Below are 16,269 nucleotides of genomic sequence, written 5' to 3' on the forward strand. Positions count from 1 at the left end.
CGCTACGTCAACTGCGTGGCTTCACTGTTCCACAGTCGTTGCCCAGCCAGACCGCCCGGGTATCCATGCTGCCCTGTTGCTGAACACCGGAGGCATTGAACGTGCCGTTGACCTTGGTCAGGAACTCACGGTCGCTGAGGAAGGTGGCCTGGCCGGTACCCTGGGCTTTCGGGCAGCTGAACTGGAACTTCCAGACATTGCCATTGCGCTCGGTGATCTTCTGCGTGCAGCCCGATTGCGGGTCCTGCAGGGGAATGTCATTGGTCTTTACCTGCTCGGCGGTCAGGCACGAGCGCACACCCTTGCCGCCCACGGTGATGCCCTGCTTGGCCAGGGCACCTTCCATCATCGCCCGTTGCTCAGGCGGCAGGTTCTTCAACTGGCCGAGCATGAACTCCATGTCTGGCAACGGCTTGCCATCGACCTGCATATTGCTGGTCGTCAGCTCCCACAAGCCGGGTTGCAACATCTGCGCGTGGACCAGCGGGCTGCCCAACCCCAGTGCCAGGGCGAGCAATGGCAGACGAATCTTCATGGATGAAAGCTCCTCGAAATACCGGCTCCGGCCGGACTGAGCCTTTAGACGTCGAATTCGCCAGTGGGTTGCAGTGGCCCCCTCGAACGTGGTCTGTTAGCAGCAGTACTCTCGGCAAGCAGGATGCGTATGGATTACCACAGCCCCTACTTTTTCGGTTACGTGCTCGGTCTGATTCACCTGCTCGGCCTGGCCGCCGCGCTGCATGCGGTGTTCACCGTGCGCACCGCTCAAGGTGCGATCGCCTGGGCCATGTCGCTGCTGTTCATCCCCTACCTCACCCTCATCCCCTACCTGGTGTTCGGCGCCCGCTCCTTCTATGCGTACATCCAGGCACGGCGCCAAGCCAACCAGGAAATGCATGTGGCCATGGCCAACCTGAACTGGCGCCCATGGGTGGAGGAAGCGCTGACCGCCCGGGAGTCGGACAGCTATGCCGCCCTGCGTGCCATGCCCAAGCTCGGGCGCATGCCATGCCTGGCCAACAACGAAGTGAAACTGCTGATCGATGGCGCAGCCACATTCGAGGCAATCTTCTCGGCCATCCGCATGGCGCGGGATACCGTGCTGGTGCAGTTCTTCATCATCCACGACGATGCCCTGGGCAAGGAGCTGCAGCAGTTATTACTGCGCAAGGCCGCCGAAGGTGTCCGGGTTTTCGTGCTCTACGACCGCGTCGGCAGCCACGCGCTGCCGGCCAGTTACAGCCAGGTGCTGCGTGACGGCGGCGTGCAGATCGAAGCGTTCGCCACACGCCGTGGCTGGTTCAACCGTTTCCAGGTCAACTTTCGCAATCATCGCAAGATCGTGGTGGTCGATGGCTTGCAGGGTTTTCTCGGTGGGCACAACGTGGGCGACGAATACCTCGGGGCACACCCCAAACTCTCGCCGTGGCGCGATACCCACGTGCAGATCAGCGGCCCGGTGCTGGCCTGCCTGCAGGAGTCCTTCGCCGAGGACTGGTACTGGGCCACGCGCCAGCTCCCGCCGCTGATCCTGCCTGATGCCTACCCCGAGGATGGCGTGCTGTGCCAGGCACTGGCCAGCGGCCCGGCCGACCCCCAGGAAACCTGCGCGCTGTTCTTCCTCGAAGCGATTCACTCGGCGAGCAGCCGGGTATGGATCACCAGCCCCTACTTCATTCCCGACGAAGCCATCTTCGCCGCGCTGCGCCTGGCGGTACTGAGGGGCGTCGATGTGCGCATCCTGATTCCCTCACGCCCCGACCACCGCATCGTCTACGCCGCCTCCAGCCTGTTCGCCTTCGAAGCGGTGCGCGCCGGGGTGCGCATGTTCCGCTATCAGCCAGGGTTCCTGCATCAGAAAGTCGTGCTGGTGGACGACGAGGTCAGCGCCATCGGCAGCGCCAACCTCGACAATCGTTCGTTCCGCCTGAATTTCGAGATCACCTTGCTCACGGTGGATCGTGCCTTTGCCGATCAGGTCGAGCTCATGCTGGTGAATGATTTCGAGCAGGCCAGGGAGATCACCGCTGAAGACAGCCGCGACACCCATCGTCTGCAACAGCTGGGAATGCGCATCGCACGCCTGATTTCACCGATCCTGTAGCGCGCAGCGGCGTGCCGGACGAGCCCGCCGCTGTACAGGTCAGCGATACAGGTCCTCACGGGTCCATGGCAGGTCGTGGTGACCGTCGGCGCAAGGCTTCACTGCGAGAATCTGATGGAGGTTGATCCAGCCCTTGGTGAAGGCGTAGGCACAACCGGCCAGGTACAGGCGCCAGATACGCAAGGTCTTCTCCGGCACCAGCGCGGCGGCGCGATGCAGCTGGTTCTCGAGGTTCTCGCTCCAGTGGTTGAGGGTCTTGGCGTAGTGCAGGCGCAGGCTCTCGATGTCGACCACCTCCAGGCCCGCTTCGCAAATCCGTGCAGTGATCATCGAGATATGCGGCAGCTCGCCATGGGGGAACACATAACGATCGATGAAGTCGCCTGCGCCGCGGCCGACGGGGCGGCCATCGACATGCTTGGCCGTGATGCCATGGTTCATCACCAGGCCACCTTCGCGCACGGCACCGAACAGCCGTTGGCAGTACAGCTCGAGGTTGGCGTGGCCGACATGTTCGAACATGCCGACGCTGACCACCTTGTCGAAGCGACCGTCCTGGGGCAGGTCGCGGTAGTCGAGAATCTGCAGGTCGACCTTGTCAGCCAGGCCCTCCTCCTTGACCCGCTGGCGGCCCAGCTTCAGCTGCTCCTTGCTCAGGGTGATGCCAAACACCTTGGCACCATACTCACGGGCGGCGAAGCGCGCCAGCCCGCCCCAGCCACAACCGACATCCAGCAGGTAATCGCCAGCCTGCAGGCGCAGTTTGCGGCACAGATGGTCGAACTTGTCCTGTTGAGCCTGGGCCAGCGTGTTGTCCGGCTCCTTGAAATAAGCACAGGAATAGACCATGTCCGGGTCGAGCCACAGTTGGTAGAACTCGTTGGACAGGTCGTAGTGATAAGAAATGGCTTCGGCATCGGTGGTCTTGTCATGGGCAGTGCGTGCCGGCAATACCTCATCTTCATCCTGCAGCAAGGCATCGCTGAGTTCGTCGCAAACCCGGATGACTTCGCCTATATCGCCTTCCAGCTCCAGCTTGCCCTCGACGAAGGCCGATCCCAGCTCATTGAGGTTGGGATGGGTGAGCTGGGTAATGAGCTGGGGTTCCTTGACCACGATGGTGACTTGCGGGCTCGGCCCCAGATCGAACTGGTTGCCGTCCCACAGCTTGACGCGCAAAGGTAAGTGCAAGCTCTGCAACGCAGGTGGAAGTTGCGCAAGCATTCATGACCCTCCCTTTCGTTGATACGGGACGCCACGCCTTAATGTGTCGGACGTCACCGCATCAGGGTAGTTCATTCGTACGAAGTTTCCGGTAATCACGACCATAGTCTAGAACTATCTGGCGCAGCCTATTCAGCAGATTGTATACAATCCTTCCCGCTCAGATTAACCTTGTGCCCTCTTCGCTTCCTCACACTCTCGGAGTAACGAAACCCATGAAATCCTATGACGTGGTGATCATCGGCGGCGGCCCCGGCGGCTACAACGCAGCGATCCGCGCGGGCCAGCTGGGCCTGAGCGTGGCCTGTGTCGAGGGTCGCCCAACCTTGGGCGGCACCTGCCTGAACGTCGGTTGCATGCCTTCCAAGGCATTGCTGCACGCTTCCGAGTTGTATGAGGCAGCCAATGGCGATGAGTTCGCCCACCTGGGGATCGAGGTCAAGCCGACCCTCAATCTGGGCCAGATGATGAAGCAGAAAGATGAAAGCGTGACTGGCCTGACCAAGGGCATCGAATACCTGTTCCGCAAGAACAAGGTCGACTGGGTCAAGGGCTGGGGCCGCCTGGACGGGGTTGGCAAGGTGATCGTCAAGGCCGAGGACGGCAGCGAAACCACCCTGCAGGCCAAGGACATCGTCATTGCCACCGGCTCGGAGCCCACGCCGCTGCCCGGCGTGACCATCGACAATCAGCGCATCATCGACTCCACCGGTGCCCTGTCGCTGCCCCAGGTGCCCAAGCACCTGATCGTCATCGGCGCCGGGGTGATCGGCCTGGAGCTGGGTTCGGTATGGCGTCGCCTGGGTGCCGAAGTGACGGTGATCGAATACCTGGACCGCATCTGCCCAGGCACCGACGAAGAAACCGCCAAGACCCTGCAGAAAGCCCTGGCCAAGCAAGGCATGACCTTCAAGCTGGGCAGCAAGGTGACCCAGGCCACGGCCGCGGCCGACGGCGTCACACTGACCCTGGAACCCGCCGCCGGTGGTACCGCCGAAACCCTGCAGGCCGACTACGTGCTGGTAGCCATCGGCCGCCGTCCTTATACCGAGGGCCTGAACCTGGAAAGCGCAGGGCTGCAAACCGACAAGCGCGGAATGCTCGCCAACGACCATCACCGCAGCGCGGTGCCGGGCATCTGGGTGATCGGCGACGTCACCTCCGGCCCGATGCTGGCGCACAAGGCCGAAGACGAAGCGGTGTCGTGCATTGAGCGCATCGCTGGCAAGGCCCACGAGGTCAACTACAACCTCATCCCCGGCGTCATCTACACCCGCCCGGAACTGGCCAGCGTCGGCAAGACCGAAGAGCAACTCAAGGCCGAAGGCCGTGCCTACAAGGTCGGCAAGTTCCCTTTCACCGCCAACAGCCGCGCCAAGATCAACCATGAGACCGAGGGGTTCGCCAAGGTCATCGCCGATGCCGAGACCGATGAGGTGCTGGGCGTGCACCTGGTCGGCCCAAGCGTGAGCGAGATGATCGGCGAGTTCTGCGTGGCCATGGAATTCTCGGCCTCGGCCGAGGACATCGCCCTCACCTGCCACCCGCACCCGACCCGCTCCGAGGCCCTGCGCCAGGCGGCGATGAATGTGCAAGGGATGGCGATGCAGATCTGACCGGACCTTTCAGCACCGCCCGTGGGAGCGGGCTTGCCCCGCGATTGCGTCATGCCTGCCAACGCAATCGCAGGGCAAAGCCCACTTAGCCATGGGCCCACTGTTTATCCCCAGCGCTGTGGAAGCGCGACGCCAGGAATGGCGTAATATCCAGCGGCAGCGCCTCATTGTGGACAACCTTGTCCAGCAGCACGCCAGTAATCGCCGAGGTCAGAATCCCGGTACGGAAATGTCCACAGGCGTTGAAATACCCTTGGACATTATCCACAGGCCCGAGAATCGGTAGCTCGTCCGGTGACCCAGGCCGCAGGCCGGCCCAGGTGCGCTTGAGGTTCACCTGCGCCAGCTGTGGCACGCAGCGGATCGCCCCCTGCACCAAGCCGTTGATCTCCGGGAAGGTATTGGTGACATCAAAGCCCTTCTCCTCGGTGGTACTACCGATCAGGATCTCGCCGTTGTCCTTCTGTGCCATGTAGCAATCGCTGGTGGTGATGCAGCCATCGAGCAGCTTGGGCAGACGCTCGGTCAGCACGATCTGGCCTTTCACCGGCTTGACCGGAATGCTCTCCCCGGTGGCCCACTCGCTCAGTTCCGCCGCCCAGGCGCCAGCGGCATTGATCAATGTGCCGCAATGGAACTCACCGGCTTCGGCGGTGCGCACGCCCTTGATCCGTGAGCCTTCATGCAGCACGCCGGTGATGTTCACGTTCGGGTACAGGTCGACACCGTTCTGCCGCGCCGCCTCCATGAACGCATCGCCCAGGCGGAACGGGCTGACCTGGTGATCGCAGAGAAACTCCAGCGCGCCATTGGCCTTGAGCGTCACCGCCGGCTCCGAAGCGCGCAGCGCGTCGCGGTCGAGCCAGCGCACCTGGTCGGCCAGGTGCGGGATCTGTTTGACGATGTGCTCGGCGTACAGCTGGTCCTCTTCATCCTGGATGATGTACTTGAGCCCTGTGCGCTCGAACTTGAAGTCCATGCCGTGGCGTTCGATCAGTTCCTGGTGCAACTGTGGATAAATCGCGTTGGACTGCAAGGCGAAGTCGAAGAAGCATTCCGGCAGGATGTGCGGTGTGCTCGAATCGACCACCACCGCCGCGCCATTGGCCTCGCGCTTGCTGCGCGAGGACATCATGCGAAAGAAGATCACCCCGCAACCCAGCCCCACCGATTCGCCGATGGCCCACAGGCCGCCGGCCGAGGCGCGGGTGGCATTGCCCGGGCGCTTGCAGTCGATCAAAGCGATCTTCAGGTTGCTGCGCTTGGACAGCTGGTAGGCGCAGGACGCGCCGATCACTCCACCACCGGCGATGATGATGTCGTAGTGCTTGTTCATGTTCAGGCCTCCGTGCCGAGTTGTTCGAATGCGGAAAACGGGATCGGGTCCACCGGGAAGCGCGGGCGCAGCCAACCCACGTCCTTGCGCCCGGTGGCGCTGCGCAGACGGTCGCTGCAGTAACCGACGCACATGCGCCCCTGGCAGTCGCCCATGCTCACCCGGGTGCGCATCTTCAGGCTGGCCATGTCTTGCACACCCTGCTCCAGAGCCAGATCGATCTGCTCGCGAGTCACGTGTTCGCAACGACAGATCACCGTGTCGGCCTGTGGCAGAGCCACCTGTGCAGCGCCACGGGCGGTGTAGCGCTCAACCCCGGAACGGAAGCGCTTGATCGCCGCCAGCTTGCCCAGGTAGCGCTCACGGCGCTCGATCGCCTGCTCGGCGTCGAGCTTGCCCATCTGCTGGAGCATCGAAACCGCGGCGATGCGCCCGGTCAGCATGGCCGCCTCGCCACCGCGGATCCCGGCCATGTCGCCCGCCAGGTGAATGTTCGGCTGGCTGCTTTGCTGCCACACGTTGCATTCGGCGCGCAGGTAGCCGTCCTCGCTGAAACCATGGGCCAGGCCCAGTTGCTGGCTGAGCTGGGTACGCGGGATGAAGCCATAGCCCACTGCCAGGGTGCGCACCTGCTCGCGCTGGACACGGCTCATGTCCGGTTGCCAGTCCTGGGTGTAGGGTGCGACCTCGACTTCCTGCAGCTCGCCCTCCCCCGTGGCGCCCACCACGCCCCAGCCATAGTGCATGGGGATGCCGTTGAGCTTCATGTAGGCGAGCATGCTCAGGCCATCGAGGAACAGCTGTGGCTTGTTCATCAGCGCCAGGCTTTCCTTGGCGATGCGGTTGAACGAGCAGGCTTCGTACACCCCCGCCACCTTGGCACCGGCGGCGTGCAGCTGGCAGGCGACCAGTGGCAGCAAAGGCCCGGTACCCGCAATCAGGGTACTGCCCAGTGGCTTGACCACACCGCTCTTGATCTGCAGTTGCAAACCACCGAGCAGGATCACGCCCGGCAAGGTCCAACCAGGGAACGGCACGTTGCGTTCATGGCAACCGGCGGCCAGCAGCAGATGGGAATAGTCGATCTCGTGCAGGCGCTCGTCGCCATCGAGGACCATCAGCCGCTGGTCGTCACCGCCCACCACGCGATGGTTCAGACGCAGGTCGATGCGCTCGGCGCAGGCGGCGAAATCTTCGTGCAGCTTGGTCAGGGCCTTGGTGTAACGCGGGCCCAGGTAGCCCAGGTCGACGCCGGCGCGCAACGGGCCACGATAGACCACGCCACCGGGGCGCGAGGCCTCGTCGAACAGCAGGCAATCCACGCCATGTTCGGCCAGCTCGATGGCCGCGCCCATGCCGGCCGAGCCGCCACCGACGATCACAGGACGAAGGCTCATGGATGGGCCTCCTCGTGCACGCGGTTGACCTCGGTCTCGATGTGCATGCCCGGTTTGACGATGGTCTGGCAGGCGCGACGCTTGGGACGACCGTCGATCTGCACCAGGCAGCAATGGCAGATACCCATACCGCAGTAGGCGCCGCTGAGCTGGCCGTGGTCGTTACGCGCGACCTGGCGCAGGCCCACCGCATTAAGCACGCTCAGCACCGTTTCGCCATGTACCGCCGAGACAGACTTGCCATTAACGTGCACCGAGATGTCTGGTTGTTGCAAAGGTTGAATATCGTGAAACCGCTCCATCGTCTGCATTGCTATTCCTCATCCTTGAATGGACACAGGAGCGAAAAAGTAACGCAGAGACTCAGCTGATCCATTGATCCACGCCGCCAAAACCATTGGTGACGGGCAAACAAATACACAACCCCAGAATGTCGCATTGTGCGATCTTCTATGTTTAACTGCTTAAAAGTATCAACTCGACTACGGATACGATCAGAATTGAATGACAACCGCAGCATTGCGACAGCCCGGACTAATGCCTTGCTGGAGCTCGAGGCCGAACAGGTCTGGGATATTCCACTGGCCTATGAAGCCCTGAAGGCGAGTAACCAAGCAGACACCAAGCGCACAGTCGAGCGGCGTCTAAATGCCCTGCAGCTGCTACCACCACAACTGTACGAAGATCGTTTGCTGGATGAATTTCAGCGTCCAACGCACGGCCTCGTCATCGCGTGGGCGTTGGCACAGGCACGCAAGCGTCGAGCTCGCGTTCTGATGCTGCAGTTGGCTCCCTTGCCCAGCGGCAAACCTTGCCTGCATGCGAACGATGCGCGCGGCGCCCGCCTCTGGATCCCCTTACCGAATACCGAGGCCAGCACGATCGAACAAGCGCTGGTGGCTCTGCAGCAGCATCTAGGCAAACCCATCGCTATATTTGCCCATGGTGCGCTGGTCAGCATCCTGCGCAGTCACAACGACATCGACAATATTCGTTTCTGCCGCCAAGCCTATCTACCCATGCTCCCGGCCGATCTGAAACCACGGGAGCTCGGTCAGACTGCCAGCCATCTTCCAGCTCACCTCAAGCGCCTTGAAGCAGAGAGTATTCATATTCTTCGCGAGGCCTTGGCTGAAGCTCGAAATCCGGCAATGCTCTACTCCATCGGCAAGGACAGCAGCGTTCTACTGCACTTGGCACGCAAGGCCTTCTACCCTTCCGCGCCGCCATTTCCTCTGTTGCACGTGGACACACGCTGGAAGTTTCAAGAGATGTATCGGTTCCGTGATTTCATGGCACATGAAAGCGGGATGCAGTTGCTGGTGCACATCAATCCGACCGCGATCGAAAAGGATATAAACCCCTTCGAGCATGGATCGGCGCTGCATACCGACATCTGCAAGACCGAGGCACTCAAGCAGGCCCTGGACAAGTATGCTTTCGACGTGGTCTTTGGTGGTGCCCGCAGAGACGAAGAAACCTCACGTGCCAAGGAACGCGTCTTCTCGTTGCGCAATGCCAACCATCGCTGGGATCCCAAGAACCAATGCCCAGAGCTATGGAACCTGTACAACACCCGCAAAGCGGCTGGCGCGAGCCACCGAGTGTTTCCGCTATCCAACTGGACCGAACTGGATATCTGGCAGTACATCCATGCAGAACAGATTCCCGTAGTTCCGCTGTATTTCGCCAGCCCTCGGCCTGTGGTGACACGGGCAGGTAGCATGATGATGGTCGATGACGACCGCTGTCAGTTGCTGCCCGGTGAGGAAATCCAGATCAAGAATGTACGCTTCCGTACCTTGGGCTGCTACCCGCTCACCGCCGCAGTGGAGTCCGATGCCCGAACAACGGCAGATATTCTGCTGGAGCTGGCAACCGCACGTCAGTCGGAGCGCCTGGGCCGAACCATCGACACTGACGAAATCGGTTCGATGGAGAAAAAAAAGCAAGAGGGGTATTTCTGATGTCCAGACAGGCTGACTCAGTACTGATCGTCGGTGCAGGACTCAGCGGCGTGCTCACGGCTATAAATCTGCTGCGCTCGAGCACTGCACAGGGATCTTCGATCACACTGCTCAATGCGACTGCAACATTTGCCAGAGGCCTGGCCTACAGCTGCAGCAACGACTCCCTGCTCCTGAACGTGCCTGCTGGCAACATGAGCGCCTTTGCCGACCGGCCATCGCACTTTCTCGAATTCTGCCGGCAAAAATCGCCCTCCGTGAGAGCCGACAGCTTTGTCCCTCGTCGCTTGTATGGGGCTTATCTGGAGCACGAATTGCTCCAGGCCATGGCCGAGCAGCCTGGCCGATTGCACTTGCAAACTGGCGAAGCCGAAGCGGTTACTCCCCTTTCTGGCGGCCAGGGCTATGCCGTCAGGCTGGCCGATGGACAACGCCTGACAGCACAGCATGTGGTGCTCGCTTTGGGCCATCAGCGACCACGCCAGTCCCTGATAGACATGCCAGAAGGTGAGACCCTGATTGATCCTTGGGACTTCACCCGCATCAGCAATCTACCGCCAGGCGCACCCGTGCTGATATTGGGAACAGGCCATACCGCCGTCGATGCACTCTTCCATCTGGCCGAACATACCCAGCCAAGCCAAGTGTTGATGGTTTCGCGGCGAGGCTTGCTACCCCATGCACATCGCCTCAATACCACAGCTCCCAGCAGCGTTTATCCCTCGTACTTGGCCGCCGCATCACCGACTGTTCGCTCGCTCATGCGCTCGCTACGCGACGAAATCACCAATCAGGACGATTGGCGCGATGTACTCAACCAGCTGCGCCCCCATATACCCACGCTCTGGCAGACACTGCCAACGGCGGAGCGTCGGCGCTTTCTCCGTCATGCAGTGGCTTTCTGGGATATCCATCGTCACCGTCTCGCGCCCCAGGCGGCCCAGCGCCTGCGCGGTCTTCTCGACGACGGCAAGGTCCGGGTTCAAGGCGCACGGCTATTGTCGGTACACAAGACGAATGAGGGGTACCTGAAGATCGAAATTCGACCTCGGGGCAAACTCACCACCCAGACAGTGGAAGCAGTGGCCATTATCAACTGTACAGGGCCCGAAATGGCCATTGGCCCCCACTCCTCCCCCTTGCTCCGCCAGCTCGCCAGAGACGGCTGGCTGAACACCGACCCTTGCGCACTCGGGCTAAAGACCAACGAACAGCGCCAACTCATCGACGTCCGCGGAAAAGCAGTCGATAACTTGTGGTACATAGGCCCAATGCTCAAGGCAGAGTATTGGGAGGCCATCGCGGTTCCCGAGTTGCGAGTACACGCTCAGCAGCTGGCCAACACCCTGGCCGCACGGCTTGCATCCCCTTCGCCATTGCTAAATCGACCCGAGCCCGATTGAAGATGCCCAAGATCAAACCTCGCAACAACCCGCCTTTTTCAGCTCCAGAGCCACTCAGCCTAGCCGAGTTCCTCGAGCGCCAACGCAACCAGGACCTGCTGCGCTTCATTACCTGTGGCAGCGTGGATGACGGTAAAAGCACGTTGATTGGCCGGTTGCTGTTGGAGTCAGGGCAAATTACCGATGATCAGCTGGAACGTCTTCGAACCGACTCGAAGCGACATGGCACACTAGCAGGCGAACTCGACTTTGCCCTACTGGTTGACGGACTCATTGCAGAACGCGAACAGGGCATCACGATCGACGTCGCCTACCGCTATTTCACGACACCCCGACGTAAATTCATCGTCGCCGATACGCCTGGGCACGAGCAGTACACTCGCAACATGATCACAGGGGCCTCTACCGCCGATGTCGCCGTCCTTCTGGTAGATGCCAGCCAGGGCTTACAGACGCAGACCCGACGGCATGCTTATCTGGCTTCGCTGATTGGCGTAAGACACATCGTGCTGGCCATCAATAAGATGGACTTGGTGAACTACGATGCCCAGACATTCGCCAAGATCGCAGCAGCCTTTGAAACCGCCAGCGAGTCCCTCGCGTTCACCAGTGTCACCGCCATTCCATTGTCAGCGCTACATGGCGACAATGTCACCCAACGCTCGGCGCAGACACCTTGGTACCAAGGCCCGACGCTACTGGCTTACCTCGAGACACTCGACGTCAGCATTCCGACCGACCCCCGGCCAGTGTTCCCTGTACAATGGGTCAATCATCCCGACTCCAACTTCCGTGGGTTCAGCGGCTCTTTGACTTCAGGCCGCCTGGCCACAGGTGATGAGGTACGCGTGACAGCCTCCGGGCAAACGGCCAATATCGCCCGTATCGTCACCGCCGACGGAGATCTCCAGGAAGCTGGCAGCGAAGCAGCGGTGACTCTCGTACTGGATCGGGATATCGATGCCTCGCGCGGCGACATCTTGTCCAGCACGGAGCAGCCACTGGACATGACCGATCAATTTGAAGCGACTTTGGTGTGGATGCACGACGAACCCGGCTTGATCGGTCGCGTCTACGAGATGAAGCTGGCCACCCAATGGGCTGGCGCAAGCATCACGAACCTCAAGTACCGAATAGACGTCAACACACAAGCCCATGAATCATGTCGCGCATTGGGGCTTAACGACATCGCTGTCGCGACCCTCGCATTGACCAAGCCGCTGGTGTTCGACACTTATGCTCGGTCACGAGCATTGGGCGGCTTCATCCTGATCGACAAATACTCCCGCATCACCGTCGCCGCAGGCATGATCCGGCACAACCTGCGCCGTGCGCAAAATGTTCATCGCCAGGCACTGAGCATAGGCAGGGAGCATCGCGAGCGCCTGAACGGTCACCGCGGCCGAGTTATCTGGTTCACCGGGTTGTCGGGCTCAGGCAAGTCTACCCTCGCCAACGCACTGGAAAAGGAATTGCACGCCCAAGGCATGCGGACCTACGTGCTGGATGGCGACAATGTTCGCCAAGGCTTGAACAAGGATCTCGGTTTCACCGACGCCGACCGAGTTGAAAACATTCGCCGTGTGGCAGAGGTCGCCAAACTGATGATGGATGCGGGCCTGATCGTGATGACGGCATTCATCAGCCCGTTCCGCGCCGAAAGGGAAATGGCCCGTGAGCTCATCGGCGCAGAACACTTCATCGAGGTATTCGTGGATACCCCGCTGGAAGTCTGCGAGCAACGCGACCCCAAGGGGCTTTACAAGAAGGCCAGGACGGGGTTGATCCCCAACATGACAGGCATCAGCAGCCCCTATGAAGCGCCAATGGAACCCGACCTGACGGTCGATACGACCACGATGAGCCCTGAAGATGTGCTCAAACTGATGCGGGGCTTACTGGTCGAGCACGCATGAAGCCAAACACGCCATGATGCAGCGGCACCGGGCTCAAGCGCCCAGCAGAGCCGCTGCATCGGCCACTTGGCGGGTCAGTTCTGAATGCCGAAGCTAGGGCTTTCCAATTTGAAGCGCGAGCATTTGTCGACGGGATCGATGTCGACACGCAGACGGCGAATATCCTTGTTGATCGGCCAGTTCTCGATCTTGTCGAGTGCCAGCGAGGTTTTGCCCTTGGGCACGGTCACCCAGGCACTGTGCGCCTCGTCATAGTAGGTCATGCCCTCTTCCATCCAATACAACTGCACAGGTGCGCTTGCCGAGCCATCCGCGCAACTGAATTCGATATTCAGATACTTGGCCTTCTCCTGTACGGTCGTAGGGGTGAACGAAAACTCGACGAAGGCGTCATCGCCAATGACTTCATAGTCAGTCATCGACGCCCCCACCTTGAGGTGGTTAGTGCTGAGCGGCGATGCGTTGCTGGTAGGAATGAATCTGCCTTTCCCGTTGGTTGCAACAAGGGCGGTGTTGATTTTCGACTCCGTTACTGCCGGAGCTGGCGTCGCCTGGGTCTTGGTTTCCATCCATTCATCGGCCCAGAGCGAACGGGCATCCCGTTCGACAACCGTGAAGAACACATAGTCAGGCTTGAATTTTTCAACCAGCCGCTTGAAGTCCCCATCTGGCTTGGTAGCCGGGATCCAGTGAATCTGCAGAACCTCACTGAAGGTCGCCGCCATTAATGGCGACATTGCCGTACCGAATGAATCACGAAGCCACAAAACTTTCTTGTCATTGAGTGCCCCGGTTGTCTTGACCAACAACGGCTTCTTCGACTCTTCAAGCTTGAGATTTCCGCCCTCGTACATGACTTCACTGGCGTTGTAATCAATCACCACTGTTTTAACAGGCATATTGCTTACATTGGTCACTGGCTGAGTATCCGCCAGACTGTCTGTCAAACGGAGGAACCGAGCAAGGTCACCACCCTGCCGGGGATTGATCTGCGTAACTTCATAAACGCCTTCCGACGGCCAACGCAGCTCCGGAGCCGTCTTTGCAACCTCCTTCGCAAAGGCCTGGAAGCCAAGGCTGGCGCCCAGCTCATTCCAGTGGGTATCGGTTTTGAAGTAAAGCGCTTCCGCATGAGTCTGCTTGGCCGCCAGTAAAGCAGATCTTAGATCAACAAATCGCCCCGGCCCGACATTCTGCAACAACGCACGAGTAGGATTGTGTTCGACCGGAACAGCCCAGGTTGGCATATGCTCAGGATAGATGCTGCCCTTGTTTGGCCCGATCATGATTCGGAAAAGCGCGACCCCTTTACTGGCCAAGTACGCGGCCCATCGCTCCGTAGCCTCGCCTACCTGCCTGCCAATAATCTGGTCCGCCTCGGTGGCGCTGCGGCGATCTTCGGTCAAGGTCTTCGAATACATGTCGCCGAGATAGAGCCAGTTGTCCTTGCCAATAATCACCTGATCAGGGCTAGTGCTGATGCCGAAGGGATAAAGCAGTTCCGCAGTCCAGCGGGAGACGAAGTCCATGTTGTAGAGAAATGACTTGTCAGTCAGTTTGATTTCGCTTTTATCTTTGGCAGTCAGGATATTGACTGCTGGAACGCATAACAGCAGTAACAAGACCGACAACACGAAGACGAATACACTACGTTTCATATCTGCGCCATCAGAAGTTGAAATAGAGGAATACTGAGCTCGTCGCGGCCAGCATGAAATACATGGCCACCGCAAACAGTACCGTGCCGTAGACCATGCGTTTACGGCCTATGACGCCGTGTGCCATCTCCAGCGAATTCTTCTGCGCGACGATGATGAAAGCGGCAATGATCGCCAGGAAGATCGGTAACTGGCCGATCAAGGTAGCCGGCAGCACATTCAGGGCAACGTCGGATAACCAACCGCCCCAGGCCAGATCCGCCACCGGTATCGCAGCTGGGGCCTGCCCAAACGCCGAACCGACATCGAACATGCCGCTGAGCACGCGCAAGGCATCGTCCATGGTCTTGGCGCGGAAAAACACCCAGGTAAAGTTCACGAACAAGAATGTCAGCAACCACGCTGGTACCGCTGGCAACGGCCGGCGCAAGCGACTCCAGAGACGATGAATCACCAGCGCCACGCCATGCAGCGCGCCCCAAATCACGAACATCCAGGTTGCCCCGTGCCACAGGCCACCCAGCAGGAAAGTCGCGAACAGGTTGATATAGGTCCGGAACTCGCCATGGCGATTACCACCGAAGGGAATATACAAGTAATCACGCAGGAAATGACTGAGGGTGATATGCCAGCGACGCCAGAAATCCTGGATGCTCAGCGCCTTGTACGGTGAGTTGAAGTTGATCGGCAGCCAGATGTTGAACAGCAGCGAGGCGCCAATGGCCATGTCGCAATAGCCGCTGAAATCAAAGTAAAGCTGGAAGGTATAGGACAGGCTGGTTGCCCACGCCTCGAAGAAGCCCAGCTGATGGCCGCCATCGAAACCTGCCGTGGCCCAGACCGCGAAACTGTCCGCGATGACCACCTTCTTGAACAGACCAATGGCAAAAATGAACAAGCCTTTGAGAATGTTGTGGTAACGGCGGGTCAACGTCCAGCGCGAAGCGAATTGCGGCATGATCTGCCGGTGATGAACGATCGGGCCAGCAATCAAGTGCGGGAAGAACGTTACGAACAGCGAATAATTCAGCAGGTCGTATTCGGCGGTCTCACCACGGTAGCTGTCCACCAGGTAGACGATCTGGGTGAAGGTGAAGAAGCTGATCGCCAACGGCAACAGAATGTGTGGCAGCGAATAGTCAGTGCCGAGCACGACATTGACGTTCTCGATCAGGAAATCCGTGTACTTGAAGTACCCCAGCAACACCAGGTTGGCGACGATGCCGGTAGCCAACACCACTTTCCTATTGACCGCATGGTGGAGTTTTTTCTGCTCACCCTCCCCTGCCTTGTGCGCCTGGGCAAGCCCAGTACCTATCGCGAAGTTAAGCAGGATAGAACCGAGAATCAGTGGTAGATACTGCACATCCCAGAAGGCGTAGAAGAATAGGCTTGCGGCAACCAGCCAGGCCTTTCCCGCCACGACGAGGCGTCGGTGGTTCAACCAGAAATAGACGAAAAAGGAAATAGGCAGAAAAACCAGAATGAACTGCCAGGAACTGAAGATCATGTTGTTATGCCTGGTGAAATGACTGGAACGACCGGATCTTCCGGCCCTTATGGCTGCCCGGTCGTCATTGACCAGGCAGGCGACATACCTCTCGCAATGGGTGATGAAGCTGATAAGTGACGTCAGGCAAAACCTGCC

Annotated in this window: 12 protein-coding genes; 5 read left to right on the forward strand and 7 right to left on the reverse strand. The window is 59.8% G+C overall.

Going from position 1 to position 16,269, the window contains the following annotated elements; translation table 11 throughout:
- Positions 1-7: 7 nt before the first annotated feature.
- Positions 8-535, reverse strand: a complete 528-nt coding sequence (locus CCOS191_RS26545; RefSeq protein WP_046857632.1) for a DUF3617 domain-containing protein — start codon at positions 533-535, stop codon at positions 8-10.
- A gap of 129 nt (positions 536-664) precedes the next feature.
- On the opposite strand from CCOS191_RS26545, the gene cls reads away from it, so the two are divergent.
- Positions 665-2,104 carry a cardiolipin synthase gene (gene cls, locus CCOS191_RS26550; protein WP_046857633.1) on the forward strand — a complete coding sequence of 480 codons (1,440 nt, stop codon included), beginning with the start codon at positions 665-667 and terminating at the stop codon, positions 2,102-2,104.
- A gap of 39 nt (positions 2,105-2,143) precedes the next feature.
- On the opposite strand, the gene cfaB is transcribed toward cls, so the two are convergent.
- Positions 2,144-3,328: a C17 cyclopropane fatty acid synthase CfaB gene (gene cfaB, locus CCOS191_RS26555; protein ID WP_046857634.1), complete on the reverse strand. Its 1,185-nt coding sequence runs from the start codon at positions 3,326-3,328 to the stop codon at positions 2,144-2,146.
- A 215-nt stretch (positions 3,329-3,543) separates the two neighbouring features.
- On the opposite strand from cfaB, the gene lpdA reads away from it, so the two are divergent.
- Positions 3,544-4,944: a dihydrolipoyl dehydrogenase gene (gene lpdA, locus CCOS191_RS26560; protein ID WP_046857635.1), complete on the forward strand. Its 1,401-nt coding sequence runs from the start codon at positions 3,544-3,546 to the stop codon at positions 4,942-4,944.
- A gap of 85 nt (positions 4,945-5,029) precedes the next feature.
- Here the strand turns inward: lpdA and hcnC are convergent, their stop codons facing one another.
- The 3 genes from hcnC to CCOS191_RS26575 are packed head-to-tail and all read right to left on the reverse strand — an operon-like array spanning position 5,030 to position 7,988.
- On the reverse strand, positions 5,030-6,280 hold the full coding sequence (gene hcnC, locus CCOS191_RS26565; protein ID WP_046857636.1) for a cyanide-forming glycine dehydrogenase subunit HcnC: 1,251 nt from the start codon (positions 6,278-6,280) through the stop codon (positions 5,030-5,032).
- A 2-nt stretch (positions 6,281-6,282) separates the two neighbouring features.
- Entirely contained in the window at positions 6,283-7,677 is a 1,395-nt protein-coding gene (gene hcnB, locus CCOS191_RS26570; protein ID WP_046857637.1) for a cyanide-forming glycine dehydrogenase subunit HcnB, read from the reverse strand.
- The gene (locus CCOS191_RS26575) at positions 7,674-7,988 is read right to left on the reverse strand and encodes a (2Fe-2S)-binding protein (protein ID WP_046857638.1); all 315 of its coding nucleotides are present in this window, start codon (positions 7,986-7,988) and stop codon (positions 7,674-7,676) included. The genes hcnB and CCOS191_RS26575 overlap by 4 nt, the downstream gene beginning before the upstream one ends.
- 189 nt (positions 7,989-8,177) lie before the next feature.
- On the opposite strand from CCOS191_RS26575, the gene cysD reads away from it, so the two are divergent.
- From cysD to cysN, 3 genes are read left to right on the forward strand one after another with little or no spacing between them, the layout of a single operon-like run.
- Positions 8,178-9,644, forward strand: a complete 1,467-nt coding sequence (gene cysD / locus CCOS191_RS26580; protein ID WP_231867461.1) for a sulfate adenylyltransferase subunit CysD — start codon at positions 8,178-8,180, stop codon at positions 9,642-9,644.
- Positions 9,644-11,047, forward strand: a complete 1,404-nt coding sequence (locus tag CCOS191_RS26585) for an FAD/NAD(P)-binding protein (RefSeq protein WP_046857639.1) — start codon at positions 9,644-9,646, stop codon at positions 11,045-11,047. Before cysD ends, CCOS191_RS26585 begins: the two co-directional genes overlap by 1 nt.
- 2 nt (positions 11,048-11,049) lie before the next feature.
- Entirely contained in the window at positions 11,050-12,963 is a 1,914-nt protein-coding gene (gene cysN, locus CCOS191_RS26590) for a sulfate adenylyltransferase subunit CysN (protein ID WP_046857640.1), read from the forward strand.
- Between the two features lie 74 nt (positions 12,964-13,037).
- Here cysN and CCOS191_RS26595 read toward each other — a convergent pair whose 3' ends face one another.
- Together CCOS191_RS26595 and CCOS191_RS26600 are read right to left on the reverse strand one after the other, a co-directional pair.
- Entirely contained in the window at positions 13,038-14,621 is a 1,584-nt protein-coding gene (locus CCOS191_RS26595; RefSeq protein WP_046857641.1) for an alginate O-acetyltransferase AlgX-related protein, read from the reverse strand.
- Positions 14,622-14,631: 10 nt separating this feature from the next.
- Positions 14,632-16,131, reverse strand: coding sequence for an MBOAT family O-acyltransferase (locus CCOS191_RS26600; RefSeq protein ID WP_046857642.1), 1,500 nt, complete (start codon positions 16,129-16,131; stop codon positions 14,632-14,634).
- Between the last annotated feature and the right edge of the window lie 138 nt (positions 16,132-16,269).

This window comes from Pseudomonas sp. CCOS 191 (genome assembly GCF_001007005.1).
GTDB lineage: Bacteria > Pseudomonadota > Gammaproteobacteria > Pseudomonadales > Pseudomonadaceae > Aquipseudomonas > Aquipseudomonas soli.

Coding starts and splice junctions, on each gene's coding strand:
- hcnC (WP_046857636.1), bottom strand. CDS start 6,280: ATGAACAAGCACTACGACATCATCATCGCCGGTGGTGGAGTGATCGGC.
- cls (WP_046857633.1), top strand. CDS start 665: ATGGATTACCACAGCCCCTACTTTTTCGGTTACGTGCTCGGTCTGATT.
- lpdA (WP_046857635.1), top strand. CDS start 3,544: ATGAAATCCTATGACGTGGTGATCATCGGCGGCGGCCCCGGCGGCTAC.
- cysN (WP_046857640.1), top strand. CDS start 11,050: ATGCCCAAGATCAAACCTCGCAACAACCCGCCTTTTTCAGCTCCAGAG.
- CCOS191_RS26595 (WP_046857641.1), bottom strand. CDS start 14,621: ATGAAACGTAGTGTATTCGTCTTCGTGTTGTCGGTCTTGTTACTGCTG.
- CCOS191_RS26585 (WP_046857639.1), top strand. CDS start 9,644: ATGTCCAGACAGGCTGACTCAGTACTGATCGTCGGTGCAGGACTCAGC.
- hcnB (WP_046857637.1), bottom strand. CDS start 7,677: ATGAGCCTTCGTCCTGTGATCGTCGGTGGCGGCTCGGCCGGCATGGGC.
- cfaB (WP_046857634.1), bottom strand. CDS start 3,328: ATGCTTGCGCAACTTCCACCTGCGTTGCAGAGCTTGCACTTACCTTTG.
- CCOS191_RS26600 (WP_046857642.1), bottom strand. CDS start 16,131: ATGATCTTCAGTTCCTGGCAGTTCATTCTGGTTTTTCTGCCTATTTCC.
- CCOS191_RS26545 (WP_046857632.1), bottom strand. CDS start 535: ATGAAGATTCGTCTGCCATTGCTCGCCCTGGCACTGGGGTTGGGCAGC.
- CCOS191_RS26575 (WP_046857638.1), bottom strand. CDS start 7,988: ATGCAGACGATGGAGCGGTTTCACGATATTCAACCTTTGCAACAACCA.